Annotated in this window: 23 protein-coding genes; 14 read left to right on the top strand and 9 right to left on the bottom strand. The window is 67.4% G+C overall.

From position 1 onward, the window contains the following. The first annotated feature begins 61 nt into the window (after positions 1–61). The 3 genes from ACSUZC_RS18685 to ACSUZC_RS18675 all read left to right on the top strand — a co-directional run bounded on the left by ACSUZC_RS18685 (position 62) and on the right by ACSUZC_RS18675 (position 2,205). Positions 62–850, top strand: a complete 789-nt coding sequence (locus ACSUZC_RS18685; RefSeq protein WP_439029954.1) for an SDR family oxidoreductase — start codon at positions 62–64, stop codon at positions 848–850. 69 nt (positions 851–919) lie between these two features. Further along, positions 920–1,816, top strand: coding sequence for an SDR family oxidoreductase (locus ACSUZC_RS18680; RefSeq protein ID WP_439029953.1), 897 nt, complete (start codon positions 920–922; stop codon positions 1,814–1,816). Continuing rightward, a complete protein-coding gene (locus ACSUZC_RS18675) occupies positions 1,813–2,205 on the top strand; it encodes a hypothetical protein (RefSeq protein WP_439029952.1) in 393 nt (130 codons plus the stop codon). The genes ACSUZC_RS18680 and ACSUZC_RS18675 overlap by 4 nt, the downstream gene beginning before the upstream one ends. A 47-nt stretch (positions 2,206–2,252) precedes the next feature. On the opposite strand, the gene ACSUZC_RS18670 is transcribed toward ACSUZC_RS18675, so the two are convergent. After that, the gene (locus ACSUZC_RS18670; RefSeq protein ID WP_439029951.1) at positions 2,253–2,909 is read right to left on the bottom strand and encodes a GNAT family N-acetyltransferase; all 657 of its coding nucleotides are present in this window, start codon (positions 2,907–2,909) and stop codon (positions 2,253–2,255) included. A gap of 157 nt (positions 2,910–3,066) precedes the next feature. Between ACSUZC_RS18670 and fadD8 the strand changes: the two genes are divergently transcribed. After that, entirely contained in the window at positions 3,067–4,713 is a 1,647-nt protein-coding gene (gene fadD8 / locus ACSUZC_RS18665) for a fatty-acid--CoA ligase FadD8 (protein ID WP_439029950.1), read from the top strand. Positions 4,714–4,794: 81 nt separating this feature from the next. Here fadD8 and ACSUZC_RS18660 read toward each other — a convergent pair whose 3' ends face one another. Together ACSUZC_RS18660 and ACSUZC_RS18655 are read right to left on the bottom strand one after the other, a co-directional pair. Next, positions 4,795–5,913 carry a DUF5685 family protein gene (locus tag ACSUZC_RS18660; protein WP_439029949.1) on the bottom strand — a complete coding sequence of 373 codons (1,119 nt, stop codon included), beginning with the start codon at positions 5,911–5,913 and terminating at the stop codon, positions 4,795–4,797. 64 nt (positions 5,914–5,977) lie between these two features. Then, positions 5,978–6,958 carry a helix-turn-helix transcriptional regulator gene (locus tag ACSUZC_RS18655; RefSeq protein ID WP_439029948.1) on the bottom strand — a complete coding sequence of 327 codons (981 nt, stop codon included), beginning with the start codon at positions 6,956–6,958 and terminating at the stop codon, positions 5,978–5,980. Between the two features lie 91 nt (positions 6,959–7,049). Here ACSUZC_RS18655 and ACSUZC_RS18650 point away from each other — a divergent pair, with 91 nt between their 5' ends. Next, a complete protein-coding gene (locus ACSUZC_RS18650; protein ID WP_439029947.1) occupies positions 7,050–7,670 on the top strand; it encodes a TIGR03086 family metal-binding protein in 621 nt (206 codons plus the stop codon). A gap of 126 nt (positions 7,671–7,796) precedes the next feature. Here the strand turns inward: ACSUZC_RS18650 and ACSUZC_RS18645 are convergent, their stop codons facing one another. Both ACSUZC_RS18645 and ACSUZC_RS18640 read right to left on the bottom strand, forming a co-directional pair. Continuing rightward, on the bottom strand, positions 7,797–8,288 hold the full coding sequence (locus tag ACSUZC_RS18645) for a nitroreductase family deazaflavin-dependent oxidoreductase (protein WP_439029946.1): 492 nt from the start codon (positions 8,286–8,288) through the stop codon (positions 7,797–7,799). Further along, positions 8,288–9,451 carry a steroid 3-ketoacyl-CoA thiolase gene (locus ACSUZC_RS18640; protein WP_439029945.1) on the bottom strand — a complete coding sequence of 388 codons (1,164 nt, stop codon included), beginning with the start codon at positions 9,449–9,451 and terminating at the stop codon, positions 8,288–8,290. Before ACSUZC_RS18640 ends, ACSUZC_RS18645 begins: the two co-directional genes overlap by 1 nt. A 342-nt stretch (positions 9,452–9,793) precedes the next feature. Between ACSUZC_RS18640 and ACSUZC_RS18635 the strand changes: the two genes are divergently transcribed. The 5 genes from ACSUZC_RS18635 to ACSUZC_RS18615 all read left to right on the top strand — a co-directional run bounded on the left by ACSUZC_RS18635 (position 9,794) and on the right by ACSUZC_RS18615 (position 13,419). After that, positions 9,794–11,113 (top strand): cytochrome P450, encoded by a 1,320-nt coding sequence (locus tag ACSUZC_RS18635; protein ID WP_439029944.1) that lies wholly within the window; start codon positions 9,794–9,796, stop codon positions 11,111–11,113. Further along, complete coding sequence (locus tag ACSUZC_RS18630; protein WP_439029943.1) at positions 11,110–11,559, top strand: nuclear transport factor 2 family protein; 450 nt, start codon at positions 11,110–11,112, stop codon at positions 11,557–11,559. Before ACSUZC_RS18635 ends, ACSUZC_RS18630 begins: the two co-directional genes overlap by 4 nt. Positions 11,560–11,807: 248 nt before the next feature. Continuing rightward, the gene (locus tag ACSUZC_RS18625; protein ID WP_439029942.1) at positions 11,808–12,239 is read left to right on the top strand and encodes an RNA polymerase sigma factor; all 432 of its coding nucleotides are present in this window, start codon (positions 11,808–11,810) and stop codon (positions 12,237–12,239) included. Continuing rightward, positions 12,236–12,874, top strand: a complete 639-nt coding sequence (locus ACSUZC_RS18620; protein WP_439029941.1) for a hypothetical protein — start codon at positions 12,236–12,238, stop codon at positions 12,872–12,874. Before ACSUZC_RS18625 ends, ACSUZC_RS18620 begins: the two co-directional genes overlap by 4 nt. Further along, positions 12,871–13,419, top strand: a complete 549-nt coding sequence (locus tag ACSUZC_RS18615; RefSeq protein WP_439029940.1) for a carboxymuconolactone decarboxylase family protein — start codon at positions 12,871–12,873, stop codon at positions 13,417–13,419. The genes ACSUZC_RS18620 and ACSUZC_RS18615 overlap by 4 nt, the downstream gene beginning before the upstream one ends. A gap of 43 nt (positions 13,420–13,462) precedes the next feature. Here ACSUZC_RS18615 and ACSUZC_RS18610 read toward each other — a convergent pair whose 3' ends face one another. The 3 genes from ACSUZC_RS18610 to ACSUZC_RS18600 are packed head-to-tail and all read right to left on the bottom strand — an operon-like array spanning position 13,463 to position 16,721. Beyond that, positions 13,463–14,641, bottom strand: a complete 1,179-nt coding sequence (locus ACSUZC_RS18610) for a thiolase domain-containing protein (RefSeq protein WP_439029939.1) — start codon at positions 14,639–14,641, stop codon at positions 13,463–13,465. Next, positions 14,641–15,690, bottom strand: a complete 1,050-nt coding sequence (locus ACSUZC_RS18605) for a thiolase domain-containing protein (protein ID WP_439029938.1) — start codon at positions 15,688–15,690, stop codon at positions 14,641–14,643. Before ACSUZC_RS18605 ends, ACSUZC_RS18610 begins: the two co-directional genes overlap by 1 nt. Continuing rightward, positions 15,690–16,721, bottom strand: coding sequence for a Zn-ribbon domain-containing OB-fold protein (locus ACSUZC_RS18600; protein ID WP_439029937.1), 1,032 nt, complete (start codon positions 16,719–16,721; stop codon positions 15,690–15,692). The genes ACSUZC_RS18605 and ACSUZC_RS18600 overlap by 1 nt, the downstream gene beginning before the upstream one ends. 88 nt (positions 16,722–16,809) lie before the next feature. Here ACSUZC_RS18600 and ACSUZC_RS18595 point away from each other — a divergent pair, with 88 nt between their 5' ends. After that, the gene (locus tag ACSUZC_RS18595) at positions 16,810–17,847 is read left to right on the top strand and encodes an LLM class F420-dependent oxidoreductase (protein ID WP_439029936.1); all 1,038 of its coding nucleotides are present in this window, start codon (positions 16,810–16,812) and stop codon (positions 17,845–17,847) included. Positions 17,848–17,947: 100 nt separating this feature from the next. Continuing rightward, a complete protein-coding gene (locus ACSUZC_RS18590) occupies positions 17,948–18,349 on the top strand; it encodes an ester cyclase (RefSeq protein WP_439029935.1) in 402 nt (133 codons plus the stop codon). 54 nt (positions 18,350–18,403) lie between these two features. Here the strand turns inward: ACSUZC_RS18590 and ACSUZC_RS18585 are convergent, their stop codons facing one another. Beyond that, positions 18,404–19,225, bottom strand: a complete 822-nt coding sequence (locus ACSUZC_RS18585) for a crotonase/enoyl-CoA hydratase family protein (RefSeq protein ID WP_439029934.1) — start codon at positions 19,223–19,225, stop codon at positions 18,404–18,406. 91 nt (positions 19,226–19,316) lie between these two features. Between ACSUZC_RS18585 and ACSUZC_RS18580 the strand changes: the two genes are divergently transcribed. Together ACSUZC_RS18580 and ACSUZC_RS18575 are read left to right on the top strand one after the other, a co-directional pair. Further along, positions 19,317–20,942: an acyl-CoA synthetase gene (locus tag ACSUZC_RS18580; protein ID WP_439029933.1), complete on the top strand. Its 1,626-nt coding sequence runs from the start codon at positions 19,317–19,319 to the stop codon at positions 20,940–20,942. 23 nt (positions 20,943–20,965) lie between these two features. Continuing rightward, entirely contained in the window at positions 20,966–22,105 is a 1,140-nt protein-coding gene (locus tag ACSUZC_RS18575) for an NAD(P)H-dependent flavin oxidoreductase (protein WP_439029932.1), read from the top strand. The last annotated feature ends 38 nt before the right edge of the window (positions 22,106–22,143 follow it).

Here is a 22,143-nt window from a genome sequence, read left to right as displayed (position 1 = left end):
AGTCCGCGGACTGTGGAAAGCGCACCAAGCAAGTGCTTGGTTGTTTGGTAGGGTAGCACCCATGCAGACGCAGTCACAGGCCGAGCTGGGCCTGGTCGGGAAGGTCGTCCTGGTCACCGGTGGCGGACGGGGAGTGGGTGCCGGGATCACCCGTGTGCTCGGTTCGCTCGGTGCTCGCCCGGTGATCTGCGGTCGCAGTGCCGACAATCTCGCCGACGACCTCCGTGAGGTCGACTTCGTCTCCTGTGACGTCCGCGACGCCGCGGCGGTCGAGGCGATGGTCGAGGAGATCGTCGGCCGGACCGGACGGCTCGACGGTGTGGTCAACAACGCCGGCGGTTCACCGTTCGCACTGGCGGCCGACGCCTCGGCCCGGTTCGCCGGCAAGATCGTCGACCTCAACCTGCTGGCCCCGCTGGCCGTGGCCCGCGCGGCCAACGCCGTGATGCAGACGCAGGCCGAGGGCGGCGCGATCGTCAACGTGTCGAGTGTGAGCGGGCACCGTCCGTCGCCGGGGACCTCGGCCTACGGGGCAGCGAAGGCGGGTCTCGACAACCTCATGACCTCGCTCGCCGTCGAATGGGCGCCGCGGGTGCGGGTGAACTCGGTGGTGGCCGGCCCGGTGGTGACCGAGCTCTCGCATCTTCACTACGGTGACGACGCCGGTGTCGAGGCCGTCGGGGCGACGATCCCGATGGGCCGGATGGCGACTCCGGCCGACGTCGGCAACGCCGTGGCATTTCTGCTGTCCCCCTTGGCCGGATACATCAGCGGATCGACACTCACCGTCCACGGCGGGGGTGAGAAACCGGCGTTTCTCGACGCCGCGACCGCCGGTAACGCAGTCTGAGAACGATCATCGCCCCGCCGTCGGAATCCCCGTTCAGTCCAGGCCCGTGCAGTTCAGGAAGGAATCAGTGTGACCAGCAAAGTGAATGAGGGCCGCGTCGTCATCGTGACGGGAGCGGGCCAGGGCATCGGACGCGCGCATGCCCTCGCCTTCGCCGCCGACGGCGCCAAGGTCGTCGTCAACGACTACGCCGAGGATCCGGCCACCGAGGTGGTCGACGAGATCGTCGCCGCAGGAGGAGAAGCCGTTGCCTCCGTAGGCGATGTCGCCGACTGGGAATCCGGGGCCGCGATGGTGGAAGCCGCGATCCGCGAGTTCGGTCGTCTCGACATACTGGTCAACAACGCGGGATTCGTTCGCGACCGCATGCTGGTCTCGCTCTCCGAGGATGAATGGGATGCGGTCGTCCGCGTGCACCTCAAGGGTCACTTCGTCGGGTTGCGGCATGCAGCCGCACACTGGCGGGCGCTCGCCAAATCGGGGGAGACCCCGCAGGCGCGCATCATCAACACGAGTTCCGGTGCCGGCCTCTATGGCTCGGTGGGACAGGGCAACTACGTGGCGGCCAAAGCCGGTATCGCGGCCCTGACCATCCAGGCGGCGGCCGAGCTCGGCTCCTACGGCGTCACCGTCAACGCGATCGCGCCCGCCGCGCGTACCCAGATGACGATGGGGGCCGGTGATGCGATGGCCGCGCAGATGGCCGCGCCCGCCGACGGCTCGTTCGACGCCATGGATCCCGCGAACATCTCGCCGCTGGTCGTGTGGTTGGGATCGCCGGAGGCCGGTTCGGTGACCGGCCGGGTCTTCGAGGTCGAGGGCGGCAAGATCTCGGTCGCCGACGGCTGGCAGCGAAGCATCGAGCGCGACAAGGGTTCTCGGTGGGAGGTTGCCGAGCTCGGTGCCGTGGTCGCGGAGATCCTGGACAAGGCGCCGGTTCCGATGCCTGTCTACGGAGCGCGGTGACCCCGGCCGCGGACCACTCCGCCGATCGTTCCGCCGAGCGGGTTGCGACAGCACGTGCCTACGTCGACGCGCTGGTGAGCCATGACCCGTCGGACGTGCGGCTCCACCCCGACTGCACGCGTGTGGAATTCGGTATCCGGACCGGGCGAAACGGAGGCCACATCGCCCGGAGTCTCGCACGCGGCCCGCAGTTCCGCCTCATCCACCGGATCTCGGACTTCACCGCGACAGTCGACGGCCACACCGTCGTGACCCGCTATGTCGTGCACGTCCACCCCAAACCGCTCCGGCTCGGCGCCACGGTGTCGGAGACGTTCGTCGTCGACGAGGAGAACCGGATCCGCGCAATCGTCGCGCATTTCGGAGTGCCCCGGCCGATGCCGCGCTGACCCGGTTCGGGCAGTCCGGGTCAGGCGGCCGGCTCAGCCGATCGAGGTCAGGCGCCCGGCGCGCGCACGACCATCGGCACGCCGGGGAAGTAGGCGGCCATCTCCGAGCGGGACTTGCGCAGTGCCGCGGTGCCGTAACCCGCCTTGCGGAACTGGGGATGAATCCAGATCCGCAGGTCGACCTCGCCGTCCTTGAGCTCACCGAAGACGAAACCGACCTTCGAATCGCCCTCGACCGCGACCAGCCAGACCGCTTCTTCAGCGGCCATACGATCGGACGCCGCGTTGATCTCGGCCGCGACATCTCCTGCGGGCGCACCCGAACCGTCGCCCGCCGTGCCGACCTCGTCGGTGCGGGCCGAGAAGAGTTCGGCGTCGGCGGCGGGGTCGAATGGTCTCAGATCGAGAGTGTCGCCGCTGCTGGCGGGCCGCTCGGCGAGGGTGAAGGTCAGAGCGCTGTTCAGATCGTCGAGTTCGGCCTGGTTCTTGCGGCGATCGTCCTTGGTCAGTTGGTCGAGCTTCATGTCCAGGATCGCCTCGGCGCCGAGTCGTGACTTGCCGAGCAGGTCGACGATCGCGGTGACGGCCTCGTCGTGGTTCTCCGCGTCGACGATGGCGTCGAGCACCTCGTGACGGCGTTCGAGCGCGGTCAGCAGGGCGTCGGCGATGTCGCGGCGGGTGGTGGCCAGGTCCAGATCAGTCATGCCCCGATCCTAGGTCAACACCCGGGCCGCGCGTGGCGGACCTCACCCGCCAGAGGTTCCACGAGATCGCCGATAATGGAATGTGTTCTACTCATGAATACTGGCATTTCACTGGAGATTCTTCCCTAGAGCTGTAACACGTCCTAGTCTGTAGTCCATGACGAACGAGGGTACGACGACAGCCCCGGCCGACTTCGATCACCTGCGCGGGGGCACACACATGGGTGACCTCATGGTCGCCGCGCTCCGCCGGCACGCCGATCGCACCGTGCTCTCGCTCGGCGACACCGAGATGACCGGCGGCGAGATGGCCGCGTCGATCAGCCGGTACATCCAGGCATTCGAGGGACTGGGCGCGGGCACCGGTACCGCGGTCGGGCTGCTGGCGCTGAACCGTCCCGAGGTTCTGTTCGTGATCGGAGCCGGCCAGACCCAGGGGTGGCGCCGCACCGCGCTGCATCCGCTGGGTTCGCTCGACGACCACGCCTACGTGCTGTCCGACGCCGGTGTCTCGACGCTCATCATCGATCCGGTGCCGATGTTCGTCGAGCGAGCGGCGGCGTTGCTCGAGCGCGTGCCCGGCCTCAAGCAGGTGCTGACCCTCGGTCCGGTACCGGAGCAGCTGTCCGCCCATGCTCGCGACGTGATCGCCGAAGCCGACAACTTCCAGCCCAACCCCCTTGTGGCGGCGCATCTCTCACCCGACCACGTCGTCTCCATCACCTATACGGGTGGGACGACGGGCAAGCCCAAGGGCGTCATCGGCACCGCACGGGCCATGTCGACGATGACGCAGATCCAGCTCGCGGAATGGGAATGGCCAGAACACCCGCGGTTCCTGCTGTGCACCCCGCTGTCGCACGCCGGCGCGGCCTTCTTCGTGCCGACCCTGATGAAGGGCGGGTCGATGGTGGTCCTGTCCAAATTCGACCCCGCCGAGGTGTTGCGCACCATCGAGGAACAGAAGATCACCGCGACGATGCTCGTGCCGTCGATGCTGTACGCGCTGATGGATCACCCCGACTCGAAGACACGCGACCTGTCATCGCTGGAAACCGTGTATTACGGTGCGTCGCCCATCAATCCGGTGCGACTCGCAGAGGCGATCGAACGGTTCGGGCCGATCTTCGCCCAGTACTACGGACAGTCCGAGGCGCCGATGGTGATCAGCTACCTCGCCAAGGGCGATCACCCGGGCCCGGGCGAGGACCAGCGTCGCCTGAGCAGTTGCGGTCGGCCGTCGGCATTCCTGCGTACCGCACTCCTCGGCCCCGACGACAAGCCCGTCCCGCAGGGGGAGCCCGGTGAGATCTGCGTCGCCGGACCGCTTCTCGCGGGTGGCTACCTCGGTCTGCCGGAGCAGACCGCGGACACCTTCCGCGACGGCTGGTTGCGCACCGGCGACGTGGCCCGCGAGGACGAGGACGGCTTCTGGTTCATCGTCGACCGCACCAAGGACATGATCGTCACCGGCGGGTTCAACGTGTTCCCGCGCGAGGTCGAGGACGTCGTCGCCGAACATCCCGCGGTCGGTCAGGTCGGTGTGATCGGTGTCCCGGACGAGAAGTGGGGTGAGGCGGTCACGGCGATCGTCGTACTGCGCGGCGACGCCTCCGCCGATGACTCCGCCAAAGAACAGATCACGGCGGAGATACAACAATCGGTGAAGGACCGCAAGGGCGCTGTGCAGTCACCCAAGCGGGTCATCTTCGCCGATGCGCTGCCGCTCACCGCGCTCGGGAAGCCGGACAAGAAGGCGCTGCGTGCGCAGTATTGGGCCGACTCGGAGCGCGGCGTCGGCTAGCAGGCGGTCGTACCGCGGTCGGGACCGGACGGGGGCGGCCAGGACGGGTTGTCTCATCGACGGCCCGGCCTGGCCGACGGGTCACAGATCGCAGCAGTCGCAACAATCGCAGCAGTCGCAGTCGTCGCATGCAGCGGCCTTGTACTTGTCGGTGCAGTGATTCCAGTGGTCGACGCAGCACGCCTTGCCGAAGCACGACACCCCGATGAACGGCAGGAGCCGTTCGTGGAATGAACGATTCGGCTTGAAGGGCGGCGGATACGGCCACCCGGTCGGGTAACCGAACGGCCGGTGCGGCGGCCACTGGGTGCGTGAATCCGCCTGCGGGACAGCGGCGTCGGCGCGCGGGTGCACGCGTTTGTGGATCGCGTGTCGGAGGCCGTCGAGCAACACGATGCGCAACAGTCGGTCGTCGACGAGCGCGAGCTCGGCGTAGCGTGTCCTGATGGCGGCGGCGAGACGCCGGCAGTCGTCCAGCGCGGCGGCCGGCGGCGTGCCGGTCGCGCGCAACGGGTTGAATCGGCCCTCTCGACCGTCGGAGTCGTAGTCGTCGACCGCGTCCAGAAGGTGCGCGATGCGGCCGAAGTCGGAACCCATCGATTCCAGTGCGTCTCGGTTCCCGGGCACCCCGGCCAGCATCGCCGACGCGGAGAACACCTGCGCCGCTGCATCTGCCGAGGCTTTCGTGAGGTCGTCGAGTGACGCGCTCGACGCCTCGACCTCCGCCTGCCGGGCGAGCGTCGTGAGCACACCGTCGACGTCGAGGCCGACGGCCACGGTGGCGTCGGTCCCGGCCCGACGCCCCAGGTATCGGCCGGCACGCCCGGCGACCCTGGCGCGCAGTCGTGTTCGGGGAGCGAGTGCATGGTCCTGCTCGTTGCTGACGTCGGTGGCCTTGGCGGCAGCCAGGGTCAGTGACGTGGTCGCGGCAAGACGCACCCCTGGTTCGTCCGCGGACACGACTGTCGCCGTGCGCATTCCGCGGAGCGGGCAGCGTCCGGCCGCGGTCGATGCACAGTCCGCGGAAGACTGCGCGGCGGTGAGTATCGAGACCATCACCGCATCGGTGTTCACCGTCAGCCTGCTCGTCTGGCCGTGATTGTCACGCAGGGACAAGCAGACCCCACACAGGTGCGAGCGCCACTGATCCATCAATTCGTCGTCGAGGGCGTGGCGACAAGGAGTGAGTACTCCGAACATCTGCACAGCAGATCACAGGGGCGAGGGCGTCGCCAGGGGATTCATTCGTTCGGTGCAGTGGCTATCAACCCGGTCCGGTCGCCTCTGCGATCGACCGGGCGCGATCGGACAGCGTGTCCCGCAGCCACCTCGGCTCCACCACGACGAAATCATGATCGAACATCGACGTCCACAGGGCGCGCGTGGCATGTCGATGATCGGCGAAGTGGAGTTCGAGGTGGCATCGGTTTCCCGGCCGAGGCGTCGTGCCGACGGCCGTGGCGATCGTCCCGAGGCGATCAGCATCGTCGGCGGCGCAGTCGAGGACGACGTCGACGGGTTCGAACGAGCCGCGGAAGGCGTCGCGGCGTCGTTCCCAGATCGCGGCGAGGTCGACATCGTCGTCGCGAAGTGCCGGCTCGTCGAGGATCTCGACGTCGCTCATCCTGGATATGCGGTACATGCGCTCGTCGGGGTCCGTTCCCGAGGCGGCCGTCTCGGTGGTCCTCGGGCGTCGACCGGCGGCGACGAGATACCAGGTGTCACCGGCCACGATGAGACCGATCGGGTCGAGGATGTGGTCGCGAGCCTCCTCCGCGCCTCGCCGGCGGTAGCGCATGCGCAGTCGCCGCCCCTCGAAAACGGCGGCCTGCACGGCATCGAGAGACTCGAGTTGCTCGGGGGCGCGGACGAACCCTTCCGGCCGGACCAGTACCCGTTGGGCGGCGCGGACCGCATGGCCGCGGTGCGCCTCCGGCAGCGCCGCGGTCACCTTTCGCATGGCGCTGGTGAACGCGGGGGAGTCGAGTCGGCCCGTCCCGGCCAGGAGGGAAGTCGCCTCGTCGATCGTCAGGCCCGTGAGATCGGTGCGGTAGCCGGGAAGGAGTGCGAAACCACCGTGGCGGCCCCGCTCGGCGTACACCGGCACCCCGGACAGAGACAACGCGTCGATGTCACGCAGCACGGTGCGCTCGGAGACACCGAGTTCGTCCGCCAGCACGGCGGCGGTGACCCGGTCGTGCTTCTTCAGCACCATGAGCAGGGCGATCAGGCGTTCGGCGCGCACAGTGGAGATTCTTCCGGAAATACATGACAGAAGGTGTCGTGTATCGGGTTTTCACTGGTCTTCGTACCCGAACGACCGAGAGGACACCGCCATGAGCGCACCGACCACGAAATCCGCACCGACACCCGCCCTCGACGATCCCCGGCCCGCGTTCCGCGCCGCCACCACCTGGGTCGTGGAACTGCTCGAGGGAGTGTCCGACGACCAACTCGCCTCGCCGACGCCCTGCGACGACTTCGACGTCCGAACCCTGTCGGCGCACCTCGTCGCCGTCGCTCAGCGTGCGGCCGCCCTGGCCGAAGGTGTCGACATCCGCACGATGGCATCGATCGCCGAACAGTACGACGCGCAGACCTACGCCGCCCTCATCGGTCAGGCGCTCGACTCGTGGTCGGATGACACCAAGCTCTCCGCGATGGTCCAGGTGCCCTGGGGAGAGGTCTCTGGCGCCGGCGCCCTCTGGGGTTATGTCAGCGAAACCCTCGTCCACGGTTGGGATCTGGCGGTCGCCACCGGCAGGCCGTCGGAGGTCGACGCCGAACTCGCCGAGACGACCCTCGGCGTGGCCCGCCAGTTCATCCCGGCCCAGATCCGCACCGACCCCGGCGTCCCGTTCGGTCCCGTCGTCGACCCGCGGCCCGAGGCCGGGCCCACCGAGCGGCTCGCGAACTGGACCGGACGGGAGTCCGTGGGATGGTCTCCGGCTCCCTGAGGGGCGAGCGCGACGGCCCGTGCTCCCTGAGGTGCGAGCGAAGCGACCCCCACCCGCTCCCTGAGGAGCGCCCGGAGCCTGCGGAGGGCGCGTCACGAAGGGTCCGGTGGACGGGAGCGGGCTCGCTCAGGCGGCGGGCTCGCAGATGACGACCGGGATCGTGCGCTCCGTCCAGGCGGCGTAGGTGTCGTAGTCGGCATAGGTGTCGACCAGATCCGGCCACAGCTCGGCGCGTTCGGCGTCGGTGGCGGTGCGTGCGACGAGGTCGTGCTTCTCCTTGCCGATCTGGATGGTGACCCGCGGGTTGTCGCGCAGGTTCAAATACCACGCCGGGTGCTTGGCGGACCCGCCCTGCGACGCCACCACGACGAACGACTCCCCGCGGCGCAGGTAGATGAGCGGGGCCGTGCGCGGTTGACCCGACTTGCGGCCGATCGTCGTCAGCAGGCACACCGGTGCCGGCTTTCGGAGACCTGCGCCGACGCGCCAGGTGCCGCCGATCCGGCCGCCCGTCGCCTTGTACAGCGCCGTGTTCGCCTTCGAGCCCAGCTTGATGAACTTGCTGACGACGGGCGAATCCAGCTGAGCCGGTTTGTTGTTCGGATCGAAGGCCGGCATCAGATCCGCTCGATGATCGTGCCGGTGGCCATCGCGCCGCCCGCGCACATGGTGATCAGGGCGGTCTGGCCGTCCCGACGTTCGAGCTCATGCAGCGCGGTCGTGATGAGCCGGGATCCGGTGCTGCCGACGGGATGGCCGAGGGCGATCGCGCCGCCGTTGACGTTCACCCTGTCCATGTCCGCGCCGTGAACCTGAGCCCAGCTCAGCACCACCGACGCGAAGGCCTCGTTGATCTCGACGACGTCGATGTCGGACAACGACATTCCCGACTTCTTCAGCACGCGCTCGGTCGCCTGGACCGGACCGTCGAGGTGGAAGTGCGGCTCCGCGCCGACCAGTGCCTGCGACCGGATGCGTGCGCGCGGGGTCAGGCCCAGCTCGCGTGCCTTCGACTCGTCCATGATCAGCACCGCGGCCGCGCCGTCGGAGATCTGCGACGAGGTGCCCGCGGTGTGGATACCGCCCTCCAGGACGGGTTTGAGCGCCGCCAACGACTCGAGGGTGGTGTCGCGCAGACCCTGGTCGCGGCTGACGTCCAGGATGTTCCCGGTGAGCTCGCCCTCCTTGGTCCGCTCGGGCGCCTTCAGGGTCAGCACCTCCCGATCGAAGCGGCCCTCGTCCCACGCCTGGCGAGCGAGGCGCTGGCTGCGCTCGCCGAGCCCGTCGATGTCGGCGCGCGTGATACCGCGACGTTTCGCGATGCGCTCGGCGGCCTCGAACTGGTTGGGCATGTCGATGTCCCACGAATCCGCGTGGTAGGGACCGGCGTTGGTGCCGACGTTGGCCCCGAGCGGGACGACCGACATTGTCTCCACGCCGCAGGCCAGGCCGACCTCGATCGCGTCTGAGGCGATCAGTCCGGCGATCAGATGGTTGGCCTGCTGGGCCGAACCGCACTGAGCGTCGATGGTGGTGGCGCCCGTCGCTTCCGAAAGGCCCGCCGACAGCCATGCCTTGCGGGTGATGTTGCCGGCCTGCGCTCCGGCCTGGGTGACGCAGCCGCCTATGACCTGCTCCACGAGTGCGGGATCGATGCCGGCCTTCTCGAGAACGCCACGCTGGGTGATGCCGAGGAGCTCCTCGGCGTGTAGCCCCGACAGCCATCCGCCACGCTTGCCGATCGGCGTACGCGCCGCCTCCACGATGACCGGAACGCCCATGGTCACTCCTTCGTTGGTCTCGGTGAACTCCGTTGCGCACAGAGTAAGGCCTGACGACGGGGCGTCGTGGCCGCTGAGATCCAAGCTAGAACACGTTCTATGTTTGCGTCTATGGTGGGTCCTGAACGTGTCCCCGGATGACACTTCGGGGCGCGACCCGGCGTCGTGCGTCTGCGCTGCACGGTGGCAGATGTGAGCGGGTTTGCGGAGCAACGTCGCAGGTGGGGGCAACGAGCCGGGAACAAAACTAGAACAAGTTCTCGTCTGGGGGTGTCGAATGGGTCACAGTGTGCTTCAATGTGATTGAAACAGGTTCTAAATCTCACAGCGAGGTGGTGTGACGTGACCCAGGCCCAGAGCGCCCCGATCGGCAGCGAGCCGACCACGGCGGATTCTGCGCACGCGAGCCCTTCCGACGTCGTCGCGAAGTGCCCGTTCATGCAGCAGGAGGGGTGGGATTTCACCAACCCTGATCTGCTCGAAAAGGGAATCCCGGTGCAGGAATTCGCGCAGCTGCGCAAGACCGCACCCGTCTGGTGGAATGCCCAGGCGCCCGGAAAGGGCGGCGGTTTCCACGATGGTGGCTACTGGGTGATCTCCAAGCACGCCCACGTCCGGGAGATCTCGAAGAACAACGACGACTGGGAAACCAACGCCAACGGCGTCATCATGCGTTTCGACGACGAGATGACCGCCGATCAGATCGAGATCACCAAGGCCCTGCTGATCAACCATGATCCGCCGGAGCACACGCGTCTGCGCAAGCTGGTCTCCAAGCTGTTCACACCGCGTGCGGTGCACTCGCTCGAGGAGAAGCTCGACGACGCCGCCCGCGAGATCGTCACGCGGGCCGCGGCGAAGGGCAGCGGCGACTTCGTCAAGGACGTCGCCGTAGACCTGCCGCTGCTGGCCATCGCCGACCTGCTCGGTGTGCCGGAGTCGGATCGGGAGAAGCTATTCGACTGGTCGAACTCGATGATGAATGCCGACGATCCGGACTACACCACGGATCCCCAGCAGGCCAACGCCGAGATCCTCGGCTACGGCTACACGATGGCCGAGGAGAAGCGTAAGAACCCCGGCGAGGACATCGTCACCACGCTGGTGAACGCCGACATCGACGGGCAGTCGCTCGACGAGACCGAGTTCGGGTTCTTCTTCATCCTGCTGACCGTGGCCGGCAACGAGACCACGCGTAACGCCATCAGCCATGGGATGAATGCCTTCCTGGACAACCCCGACCAGTGGGAGCTGTTCAAGAAAGAACGTCCGGCAACCGCGGTCGACGAGATCGTCCGGTGGGCCACCCCGGTCAACTGCTTCCAGCGGACGGCCAAGCGGGACACCCAGATCGGCGGCGTCGACATCGCCAAGGGCGAGCGTGTCGGTATGTTCTACGGTTCGGCGAACTACGACGAGGACGTCTTCGACGATCCGTTCTCGTTCAACATCATGCGCGACCCCAACCCGCACGTCGGGTTCGGCGGCAACGGTGCGCACTTCTGCGTCGGCGCGAACCTCGCGCGGATGGAGATCAACCTGATGTTCAACGCGCTCGCCGACCTGGTGCCCGACATCACCAAGCTCGACGCGCCGCGTCGTCTGCGGCACGGCTGGATCAACGGGGTCAAGGAACTCCGCGTCGACTACGGCACCAAGTGACCGCAACAGGGGAGAAGCCGGCCTACCTCGGCATCGACCGGGAGAACCACCCCGCGGTCGTGGCGGGTCGGCGCTCACGTGAGTTCGTCGAGTCGCGGGACAAGCAGGCCTGGATCGACAACTTCGCCGTCGACGCCACGGTCGAGGACCCGGTCGGACCGTCGATGTTCGACCCGGAGGGGGTCGGATTCCGCGGACACGATCAGATCTCCGAGTTCTGGGACAAGTCGATCGGGACGACCGAGAACATCGAGTTCCGCTTCGACGAGGAGATCATCTGCGGGAACGAGGTCGCCTACATCGGCAGCATCGTCACCCACATCGCAGGTCACGTCTCCGAGGCGCGGGGAGTGTTCACCTACCGCGCCGATGCCGACGGGAAGCTGGCGGCACTGCGTGCCTTCTGGGAAGTCGAGAAGACGATCAATTCGGTGCGCAAGGCCTGATCGGCGCACCAGGTTCATCACCGCCGCGGGCGGGACAGGGAATGACTCCCTGTCCCGCCCGCGGCGTTTTCGTGATCCGCCGTTACAGGCCGGGTGTGGCGACGGAAGATGTATCGAGGCGGTTCGCCGACCGCTGCTGTGCCCGCCGATGCGAGAGGTGAGACAACTCGAAGACCGGGGCGATCGACGAGTTCGACGCGGTGTACCGCGAACACGTTGCGAGTGTGTGGCGCTACGTGCGGACGCGCGTGCCGTCGACTGCCGACGCCGACGATGTCACCGGAGAGGTGTTCGCCAGGGCGGTACGTTCCTGGAATCGATTCGACGCAGGGCGGGGCACGATCGGCGCATGGCTGATCGGCATCAGCCGCCACGTCGTCGCAGACTGGTGGTCACGGCAGTCGCGGGAGGTGCCGGTGGCGGAGATTGTCGCCGACGGCGACCGCACCACCCCGCCGCGCGGCGACCCCGAGGCGGCGATGCTGCGGGCTGCCGACGTCGACGACGTCCGCAGCCGGTTGTGGCTGCTGACCGACAGGGAGCGTGAGGCGGTGACCCTTCGATTCGCGACCGAACTGACGTCGGAGGAGATCGGCGCCGCGATGGGTATATCGCCGACCGCCGCTCGGATGCTGGTCCATCGCGGTGTGGCGAAGCTGAGGGAGGTGATGTCGCGGTGACATCACGAGACCCCGATGATCGGCGCTCACAGCGCGGGGATGCGTTCGACCCTGCACACGTCGCGGCTGCCGAGCAGCTCGACGATGCGATCTCAGCCGTCCTCGCCGGACGGCAGGGGGCGGGATCGTCGGCTCCGGAACTGCGATGGCTGGCCACGGCGTTTCGCCCGGACCCGCCCGACGCCACCTACGCCGAGGTAGACCGGCGGGTCCGGATGTCGATGACCGCGCAGCCGAGTCGCCTGCGCTGGACGGCGGCGCAGGTGGCCGCCGCGGTGCTCGGCGTGATCCTCGTCATCCACGGGATCGGGAACATGGTTGCCGGCGAGTGGATCTCGACGTCGCTCGGCGAACCGTACAACGAGCACGCGATGGTCGACGGCGGTATGGCGTTCATCGCCCTCGGGGCGGCGATCGCCGTGGCGTCGACGCGCCGACGCTGGCTGCCCGTCGCGGTGATCGTGGGTGTGCCGCTCGGGCTCGTCATGGGTGGTCGTGGTGTTCACGAGATCGGCGTCTTCGCCTGGGGTGCGGTGGCGCACGGCGCGGTGGGTGTGGCCGCGCTGGTGCTGGCGGTCACATATTTGCTCGCCCGGCGTTACAGCCGCCGTGCGAGAAGGGAAGGACGGGTATGAGAGCACTGCATCGAATCCGGAACTATCTACGTGCGATGAGTCGGGCTCGCCGCCATCGCACCGAGTTGGTGGGTCATTTTGCACGACGACCGCTGGTGGCCGGCGCGACGGTCGGCATGGAGAGCGCGATGCTCCTGTCGAATCGGATGGACCCGAAGCTCAAGGAGCTGGCCGAACTCAAGACGGCGGGCCTGGTCAGCTGCGAGTTCTGCCTCGACATCGGGTCGGCACTCGCTTCGGGTGCGGGCATCACCGAACAGCAGATCCGTGACCTGCCGCGCTACCGGGACTCCACGGCCTACACGGAACTGGAGAAACTCGTCATCGCCTACGCCGAGGCGATGACCCTGACCCCGGCCGTCGGCGAGGATCTCGCCGAGTTGCGGCGTCGGCTGGCCGAGCATCTGTCGGAGACCCAGATCGTCGAACTCGCGATGACCGTCGCATGGGAGAACCAACGGGCGCGCCTCAACCAGTCACTCGGGGTGCGGCCGACCGGAATGTCCGACGGCCTCGCCTGCGCGCTCCCCGAACGCATTTCGTAGCATTCATGCGCATATGGCGCGCATGAATGCTACGAAATCCGGATCAGTGGAGAGGCTTGTCGGCCCCGACGAGCCACATCGAGAAGTACTGCGAGCCGCCACCGTAGGCGTGACCCAGTGCCTTCCGTGCGTCGGCGACCTGATGGTCGCCCGCCTTGCCCATCACCTGGATGGCGGCCTCGGCGAAGCGGATCATGCCCGATGCGCCGATCGGATTCGACGACAGGACACCGCCGGACGCATTGAGCGGCAAGCGGCCGCCGATCTCGGTGTCACCTGATTCGGTGAGCTTCCAGCCCTCGCCCTCGGCGACGAAGCCGAGATTCTCGAGCCACATCGGCTCGAACCACGAGAAGGGGACGTAGATCTCGGCGGCGTCGATCTCCTCGAGCGGATTGCTGATGCCACCGGCTTTCCACAGCGCCGCGGCGGCATCGCGCCCGGCCTGTGGGCTCACGACGTTGCGATGCGCGTAGGACAACGGTTCGGTGCGCATGGCGGTGGCGTGGATCCAGGCCACCGGATCACCCGCGGCCACGGCCGCATCGGCGACGTCCTCGCTGCCGATCACCACCGCGCAGGCGCCGTCTGACGACGGGCAGGTCTCGTCGTAGCGGATCGGGTCCCAGAGCATCTGTGAGCTCATGACCTTCTCGACGGTCTGATCCGGCTGATGCAGGTGCGCAAGGGGATTCAACGCACCGTTGCGGCGGTCCTTGGCGGCGACCATCGCACCGATGTGTTCGGGGGCACCGGACTGCCGGATGTAGGCGCGCACGTGCGGGGCGAAGAATCCGCCCGCGCCCGCACCGACGGGTTTGGTGAACGGCACCGGGATCGACAGGGCCCACATCGCATTGGATTCCGACTGCTTCTCCCAGGCCACGGCGAGGACTCGCTTGTGTACGCCTGCGAACACCAGCGACGCGGCCACGTTGGCGGTCGACCCGCCGACAGAACCGGCCGTGTGGACTCGGATGAGTCGTTTGCCGACCGCGCCGATGGCCTCGGCCATCGCGAGCTCGGGCATCATCGACCCTTCGAACAGGTCAGGCGCCTTGCCGATGACGATCGCGTCGATGTCGTCGAGCGAGACCTTGGAATCGATCAGCGCGGCGTCGATGGCCTCGCGGACCATGCCGGCCATCGTGACGTCGGATCGCTTGGCGACGTATCGTGTCTGCCCGGTGCCCAGCACCGCGGCACGATTGTTGTGTCCCATCAGTTCTCGGCCCCCTCGTTGTTCTGGGCACTCAGTGTGACCACCATGTTCTGCTGCAGGAGCGGGCCGCTCGACGCGTGGGCGAGTGCGGTGCCCGCGTTGCCGCTGAGGATCTCGTGCGCGGCGTAACCGATGCGCTGCAGGCCGGCGGAGAACAGCGAGTTGCCCGCCAGGGAGCCGCCGGACGGGTTGATCCGCACCGAATCCGGGAGTCCGAGTGCATTTCGGACGATGATCTCCTGATGCGTGTACGACGCGTTGATCTCGGCGACGTCGACCGCACGGTTGCGATCACCGAACGCGGTGTCGCCGGCCAGTTTCGTCGACGGGGAGAGGGTGAGGTCGCGCGCGCCGAAATTGGGGGTGTCGATCCGATGGTCCCATCCGGTGACGAATGCGGGGTTGGCGACCAGCTCTCGCGCCTTGCGCTCGCTGGCGATGACCACCGCGGCGGCGGCGTCGGTGTACGGCGCGATGTCATGTGCACGCAGTGGATTCGCGACGTAGTCACGGCTGAGCAATTCGTCGACCGAACCGCCGAAGGTGCGGGCGCCGACAGCCGCCATGTCCTCCTCGGTCCACACACCGGCATCGATCCCGGCTCTAGCCTGCAGCGCCCCGAGCGACCGGGCGTCGGGGTGCAGGGGAGCGACCGTGTAGGGATCGGTCTGCAGGGTCAGGGTCTGATCCGCGTTGCCGGCAGTGGCCTTGCCGAAACCGTAGGCGAGCGCGAGGTCCACCTCACCGATGGCGATCTTCACCCACGCCTCGTACAGCGCCCATGCGCCGTCCATCTCGACATGCGACTCGTTGATCGGTGGCATCGCCCCGATCGAGTCGATGGCGGAGATGAAGGAGAACGCTCGTCCGGCAAGGTAATCCGACGATCCGCTGCACCAGAACTCGATGTCGGTGCGGGCGATGCCGAGTTCGGCGTAGAGCTTCTCGAAGCACGGGATCAGCATCTCGACACCGTTGGTGGTGCCGTGGGTGCCGGCGACGTTGGGGCTGTGCGCGAAACCGATGATCGCGATCGGAGGCAGTGTCATCAGAGGTGGTCCTTGTAGGTCTCGTACTCGGCGTCCGGTTCTCCGGTCGGCGCGAAGTGGCTGATGTTGCCGATCGAGTGCTCCCACTCGTCCTCGGGGAGCCAGACGGCCTTGACGCGCATGCCCATTCGGACCTCGGCGGCCTCGATGTCCAGGATCAGGTGCAGGAACGGGATGTCCGCGCCGTCGAGGAGCACGTAGGCGGCGACGTACGGAGGCTTGATCCGCTGGCCCTGGAAGGGGACGTTGACGATGCAGAACGTGGTGACGATGCCGGTGTGGGCGAGCTCGACGCGTTCCACGGCCGGGGAACCGTCGGCCGGGCTCACGCCGCGTGGCGGGAAGTACACGCGCCCGGCATCGACACCCGAACCGATGCGGGTGCCGATCAGCTTGCCCGCCTTCAGGCCTTCGAGGTAGACGGACTCCTCCTCGTTGGCCGAATGGATGATCTCGGTACTGACCGGTGTGGGGATGACGAGGAGCCCGGTGTCGGCACCCTGGGGCGCCTCGGCGGTGTTGGCGGGTGCGGTGGCGGGTTCTTCACCCGGGGCGAAGTACGCGATGTCGTCGATGCGGCCGATACGTGCCGCGCCGAACACCGCGTGGACCCGCATCCCGGTCGACATCTCGTCGGGCGAATCGACCGAGATCGCGTGCAGCAGAGTCGTGTCCGCGCCGTCGAGGCGGATGAGCGCCCATGCGAACGGTGTGTCCAGCGGCTGGCCGGGCACCGGCTCGGGGTTCCAGGTCCACGTCGTCACCGTGCCGACGGCCGACACCTCGACGAACTCCGTGGACTGCGCACCGGTGACGGGGTCGAACTCGACCGGAGGGACCGCGACCTTGCCGTCGCTACCTCTCGAGCCGATGATCCGGCCGTCGCGCAGGGCGAGTGCGAACTGACTGAGAACCGGACCCAGAGACCTGGTGTAGTCGAAAGAGTTGGTCAGTGGAGCGGTCAGGATGGGGGACTTCGGCTCGGGCACCTCGGCAACGGGACTCGGGGCGGCCGGAGACGTTACGCTCATGCTCACATCTCGAGTAGAACACGTTCTAGTATTGGACACAAGATGCATGTCAGGCCGTGAGACGCGGCCGGGCGAGAGGGGAGTGGGAGTGAAGCTCGGTCTGCAACTGGGGTACTGGGGTGCCGATCCCATCCCGAACGCGCCGGCTCTGATCGCCGCCGCGGAGGAATGCGGGTTCGACGCCGTCTTCACCGCGGAGTCGTGGGGGTCCGATGCATACACCCCGCTGGCATGGTGGGGCGCCGCCACATCACGTGTGCGTCTGGGCACCGCGGTGGCCCAGTTGTCGGCGCGGCCGCCGACCTCGCTGGCCATGCACGCGCTGACCCTCGACCATCTCTCCGGCGGTCGGCACATCGTCGGACTCGGGGTGTCGGGACCGCAGGTGGTGGAGGGCTGGTACGGCGAACCGTTCGCACAACCGTTGGCGCGCACGAGAGAATACGTGCGCGTCGTGCGGGACGTGCTCGCCCGCCAGGACAAGGTGACCAACACGGGTCCGCACTATCCGTTGCCGTATCCGGGCGACGCGCCCGGCGCCACCGGCCTCGGCAAGCCGCTCAAGCCGATCACCCACCCCCTGCGGGCCGACCTCCCGATCTGGCTGGGCGCCGAGGGGCCCAAGAACGTCGCGCAGACCGCCGAGATCGCCGACGGTTGGCTTGCCATCTTCTTCAGTCTCGGTCTCGCCGATCAGTACAACGCGTGGCTCGACGAGGGATTCGCGCGTCCGGGTGCGCGCCGCTCACGGGAGGACTTCGAGGTGGCTGCGACCGTACAGGTCGTCATCACCGACGACGTCGCCGCCGCCATCGACCGGTACCGGCCGTCGACGGCGCTCTACGTCGGCGGAATGGGTGCCAAAGAGAAGAACTTTCACGCGGAGCTGTACAAGCGGATGGGTTACGGGGACGCCGTCGACGAGATCGTCAGCCTGTTCCTGGGCGGGAAGAAGGCCGAGGCGATGGCCGCGGTGCCCGACGAGATGGTTCGCGAGACGATGCTCGTCGGCACGGCCGACGAGGTGCGCGCGCAGATCAAGGAGTGGGAGGCGGCCGGGGTCACCATGCTCATGGTCACCGCGCGCGACACCGAGACGATCCGGGAGCTGGCGACGCTCGTCTAGGAATCGGCCCGTCAGACTCGTACCGGTTGCGCCATTCGGGCAGGTCGGGTCTGGTCGGTTTGCGGGGCGGCATCGTCGGCGATCACCGACACTGGGATCCGTGAACTCGACCGATCTACGCACTCAGTACCAGCGCTACATCGCGGTGTGCAACGCACGCGAGTTCGAGGCGCTGTCCGATTTCGTCGCCGCTGACGTCATCGCGTCGGAAACGGCGGCGGGCCGTGACGCCTATGTCGCGGGCCTCCGGGACGTCGTCACCGGCTTCACTGATTTCCGATGGGAGGTCCAGCACCTGCTTGTCGACGGAAGTTGGCTCGCCGCACGGCTGGTCAGCGCTGGGACCCACACCGGGACGTTCCGGGGCATCGCGGCAACCGGGCGTTTCGTGAGCGTCCAGGAACTGGCGATGTACAGCACCCGGGATGGAAAGATCACCCACTGCTGGGGAGATCTGGGGTCGACCCTGCGCGACGAACTCGTCAGTGGCGCCGGCGATTAGCCAGGTGGCCACCGTCGGTCTCCGCGCCGCCGGTCGCGAGTCCGGGTCGCATGATCACTCGCCGGTGAACTCCGGCGTGCGCTTCTCGGCGAAGGCCCGGGGGCCGACCTTGGCGTCCTTGGACTTGAAGACCGAGATGCCGATCTTCGCGTCGATCTCGAAGGCGTCGAGCTCGTGCAGGCCCTCGGTGTCGCGGATGGTCTTCAAGATGCCCTGCACCGCCAGTGGGCCGTTGGCCGCGATCTTCTCGGCGAGATCGAGGGCCTTGTCCAGAGCGGTGCCGTCGTCGACGACGTGGCCGATGAGGCCGTACTCGAGTGCCTCGCGAGCGGTGACGTGGCGGCCGGTCAGCAGGATGTCGCAGGCGACGGTGTACGGGATCTGCCGGACGAGACGGACTGCGCTGCCACCCATCGGGTAGAGCCCCCAACGGGCTTCGGAGACACCGAATTTCGCGCTCTCGCCGGCGATCCGGATGTCGGTGCCCTGCAGGATCTCGGTGCCGCCGGCGATCGCAGGCCCCTCCACCGCGGCGATCAGCGGCTTGGTGAGACGGCGCCCCTTCAGCAGCGCGGGTAGTGACGCCGGATTCCAGGCGCCCGAGTCCACCGTGTCGCCGGGTGCGTTCTTGTTCATGCTCTTCAGGTCGGCGCCCGCACAGAAGTACCCGCCGGCACCGGTGAGGATGGCCACGCGGATGTCGGGGTCGGCATCGACCTGGTCCCACGCCTCGGTCATGATCCGCATCATCTCCGTCGACAACGCGTTGCGCGCCTCCGGGCGGTTCATCGTCACGATGAGGATGTGCCCGCGCTTCTCGACGAGGCACTCGGGCGCCTTGTCGGTGACGGACTCGGCAGGGGTTGTTGTGGTCATCGCTGCGCTCCGGTCTCGCTGTGCTCAGGTGATCGCGGCGGCTGTGGATTGCCGCTTGCCCAGAACGATAACACGTTCTAATTTTGAACCCATGGCCTACACGATCGCCGACCTCATCGAGCATGCCGTCGACCTGGTTCCCGAGCGCATCGCGCTCGAGTCCGGCGATCGCGCGCTCTCCTATGCCGACTTGGAGGCGCGGTCGAACGCCCTCGCCCATAAACTCCGCGAACTGGGCGTGGAGCCGGGAGACCGGGTGGGGCTGTACAGCAGGAACACCATCGAATCCGTCGAGGCGATGGTCGCCATCTTCAAGGCACGCGCGGTGATGGTCAACGTCAACTACCGCTACGTCGAAGCCGAGCTCGAGCACATCTTCACCGACTCCGGGATGAAGGTGCTCATCCATGAGCGCAGCTTCTCCACGCGTGTCTGCAACACGTTGCCGAAGTCACCCGAACTGCAACACCGCATCGCCATCGAGGACGGGTCGCACGAGGACCTGTGTTGCGATGGACACGGCGATGCGATCCGGTACGAGGACGCGATCGCGGGATCGTCGACCGAACGCGACTTCGAAGAGCGCAGCGACGATGACCTGTACATGCTCTACACGGGCGGCACCACCGGAAAGCCGAAGGGTGTGGTGTGGCGGCAGGTGGACGTGTGGCGTGTCCTCGGCGGCGGAATCGACTGGTACACCAGCGAACCCGTGCCCGACGAATGGCATCTCGCCAAGGCCGGTGCCGAGGGTGGACAACTCGTCCGTTATCCGATCCCGCCCTTCATCCACGGCGGTTCGCAGTGGGCGATCTTCCAGTCCTTGTTCGCCGGCGGAAAAGCGGTGGTGTACCCCGAGTTCAGCGGGTCTACGGCATGGGACATCGTCGAACGACACAAGGTCAACGTCGTGTTCATCACCGGAGACGCGATGGGGCGCCCCATGATCGAGGCGCTGGAGAACGGCGACGAACGAGATCTCTCGAGCGTACTGTCGGTCGCGTCGTCGGCCTGTCTCTTCTCGCCAAGCGTGAAAGAGCAGTTCCTCGACCGCTTCCCGAATGCCGTCATCATCGATGCGATCGGATCGTCGGAGACCGGTTTCGGTGGGATGGGTGTCGTCGAGAAGGGCACACCGCACACCGGCGGTCCGCGGGTGAAGGCCGACAGCGAGACCCACGTCCTGCGGGAGGACGGCACACCCGTCGAGGCGGGGAGTGGCGAGGTGGGGGTGCTCGCGCGCTCCGGGCACGTGCCGCTGCGCTACCACAACGATCCGGAGAAGTCGGCCAAGACGTTCAAGGTCTTCGACGGCGTGCGGTACTCGCTGCCCGGCGACAACGCCGTGCTCGAGGCAGACGGGACGATCACCATGCTCGGCCGCGGGTCGGTGTCGATCAACACCGGCGGGGAGAAGGTGTTTCCCGAGGAGGTGGAGGGCGCGCTCAAGGCCCACCCGGACGTGTTCGACACCGTCGTGGTGGGTGTGGCCGACGACCGGTGGGGTCAGCGTGTCGCGGCGGTGATCGCCACGCGGGACGGGGCGCGTCCGTCGCTCACGAGTCTCAACGACGTCGTCCGAAAAGAGCTGGCGGGATACAAATGTCCGCGCAGTGTGTGGTTCGTCGACGAGATCAAGCGTTCTCCCGCAGGAAAACCCGACTATCGATGGGGTGCGGCGGTCGCTGCCGAACGCCCCGCCGACGAAGCGCTGTAGAGCGCCGGAAACGAGAGAGACCAATGCGTACTGAACTGGCCGACAAGTTCGGCATCGAATATCCGATCTTCGGATTCACCCCGAGCCAGGACGTGGCTGCGGCGATCAGTCGCGCCGGCGGCCTCGGGGTGCTGGGATGTGTCCGTTTCAACGAGGCCGACGAGCTCGACGAGGTGCTCGAGTGGATGCACGAGAACACCGACGGCAAACCCTTCGGCGTCGACGTGGTGATGCCTGCCAAGATCCCGACGGAGGGTTCCAAGGTCGACCTCGACTCGATGATCCCGCCGGAGCACCGTGCATTCGTCGAGCGCACTCTCGACGATCTGGGTGTGCCGCCTCTTCCCGGTGGTGATCGGGTCGATGCAGGCGTGCTCGGATGGCTGCACTCGGTCGCGCGGTCCCATGTCGACATCTCGATGGAGCATCGTCGTAAGTACGGGCAGATCAAGCTGATCGCCAACGCGTTGGGGTCCCCGCCGCCCGACGTCATCCAGACCGCGCACGACAACGGTGTGCTGGTGGCCGCGCTGGCCGGCGCGAAAGACCATGCGCTGCACCACGTCGAGGCCGGCGTGGACATCGTCATCGCGCAGGGTTACGAGGGCGGCGGGCACACCGGCGAGGTCACCTCGATGATCCTGTGGCCGGAGCTCGTCGACGCTGTCGGTGACACCGCACCGGTGCTCGCGGCCGGCGGCGTCGGCAGCGGTCGTCAGATCGCCGCCGCGATCGCGCTGGGTGCCCAGGGTGTGTGGATGGGCACCTACTGGCTGACGGCCGCGGAGTACAAGCTCGGCGTGCCGGAGGGTTCCGACCAGCCGTCCACCGTCCAGCAGGCGCTGCTCAAGGCGACCTCGCGCGACACGGTTCGCCGCCGGATCTACTCGGGAAAGCCTGCGCGACTGCTGAAGACGGCCTGGACCGATGCCTGGGACGCCGAGTCGGCGCCCGAACCCCTGCCGATGCCGCTGCAGAATCTGCTTGTCGCCGAGGCGCACGCGCGTATCTCGCAGGCCGACAACCCCGACGTCGTCGCCATGCCCGCCGGCCAGATCGTCGGCCGCTGCAACGCCATCACACCGGTGGCCGACCTGATCGCCGATCTCGTCAGCGAATACGACGAGGCCGTCGGCCGGATGAACAAGACACTGGGAGGCTGAGGGTTTCGGGGCACTCGCGAACTGATGCGCCCGACCGA

This window comes from Gordonia terrae, assembly GCF_051789125.1.
GTDB lineage: Bacteria > Actinomycetota > Actinomycetes > Mycobacteriales > Mycobacteriaceae > Gordonia > Gordonia terrae_A.
The sequence above is the reverse complement of the archived record's forward strand: the minus strand, read 5'-3'. Positions and strand labels throughout refer to the sequence as shown.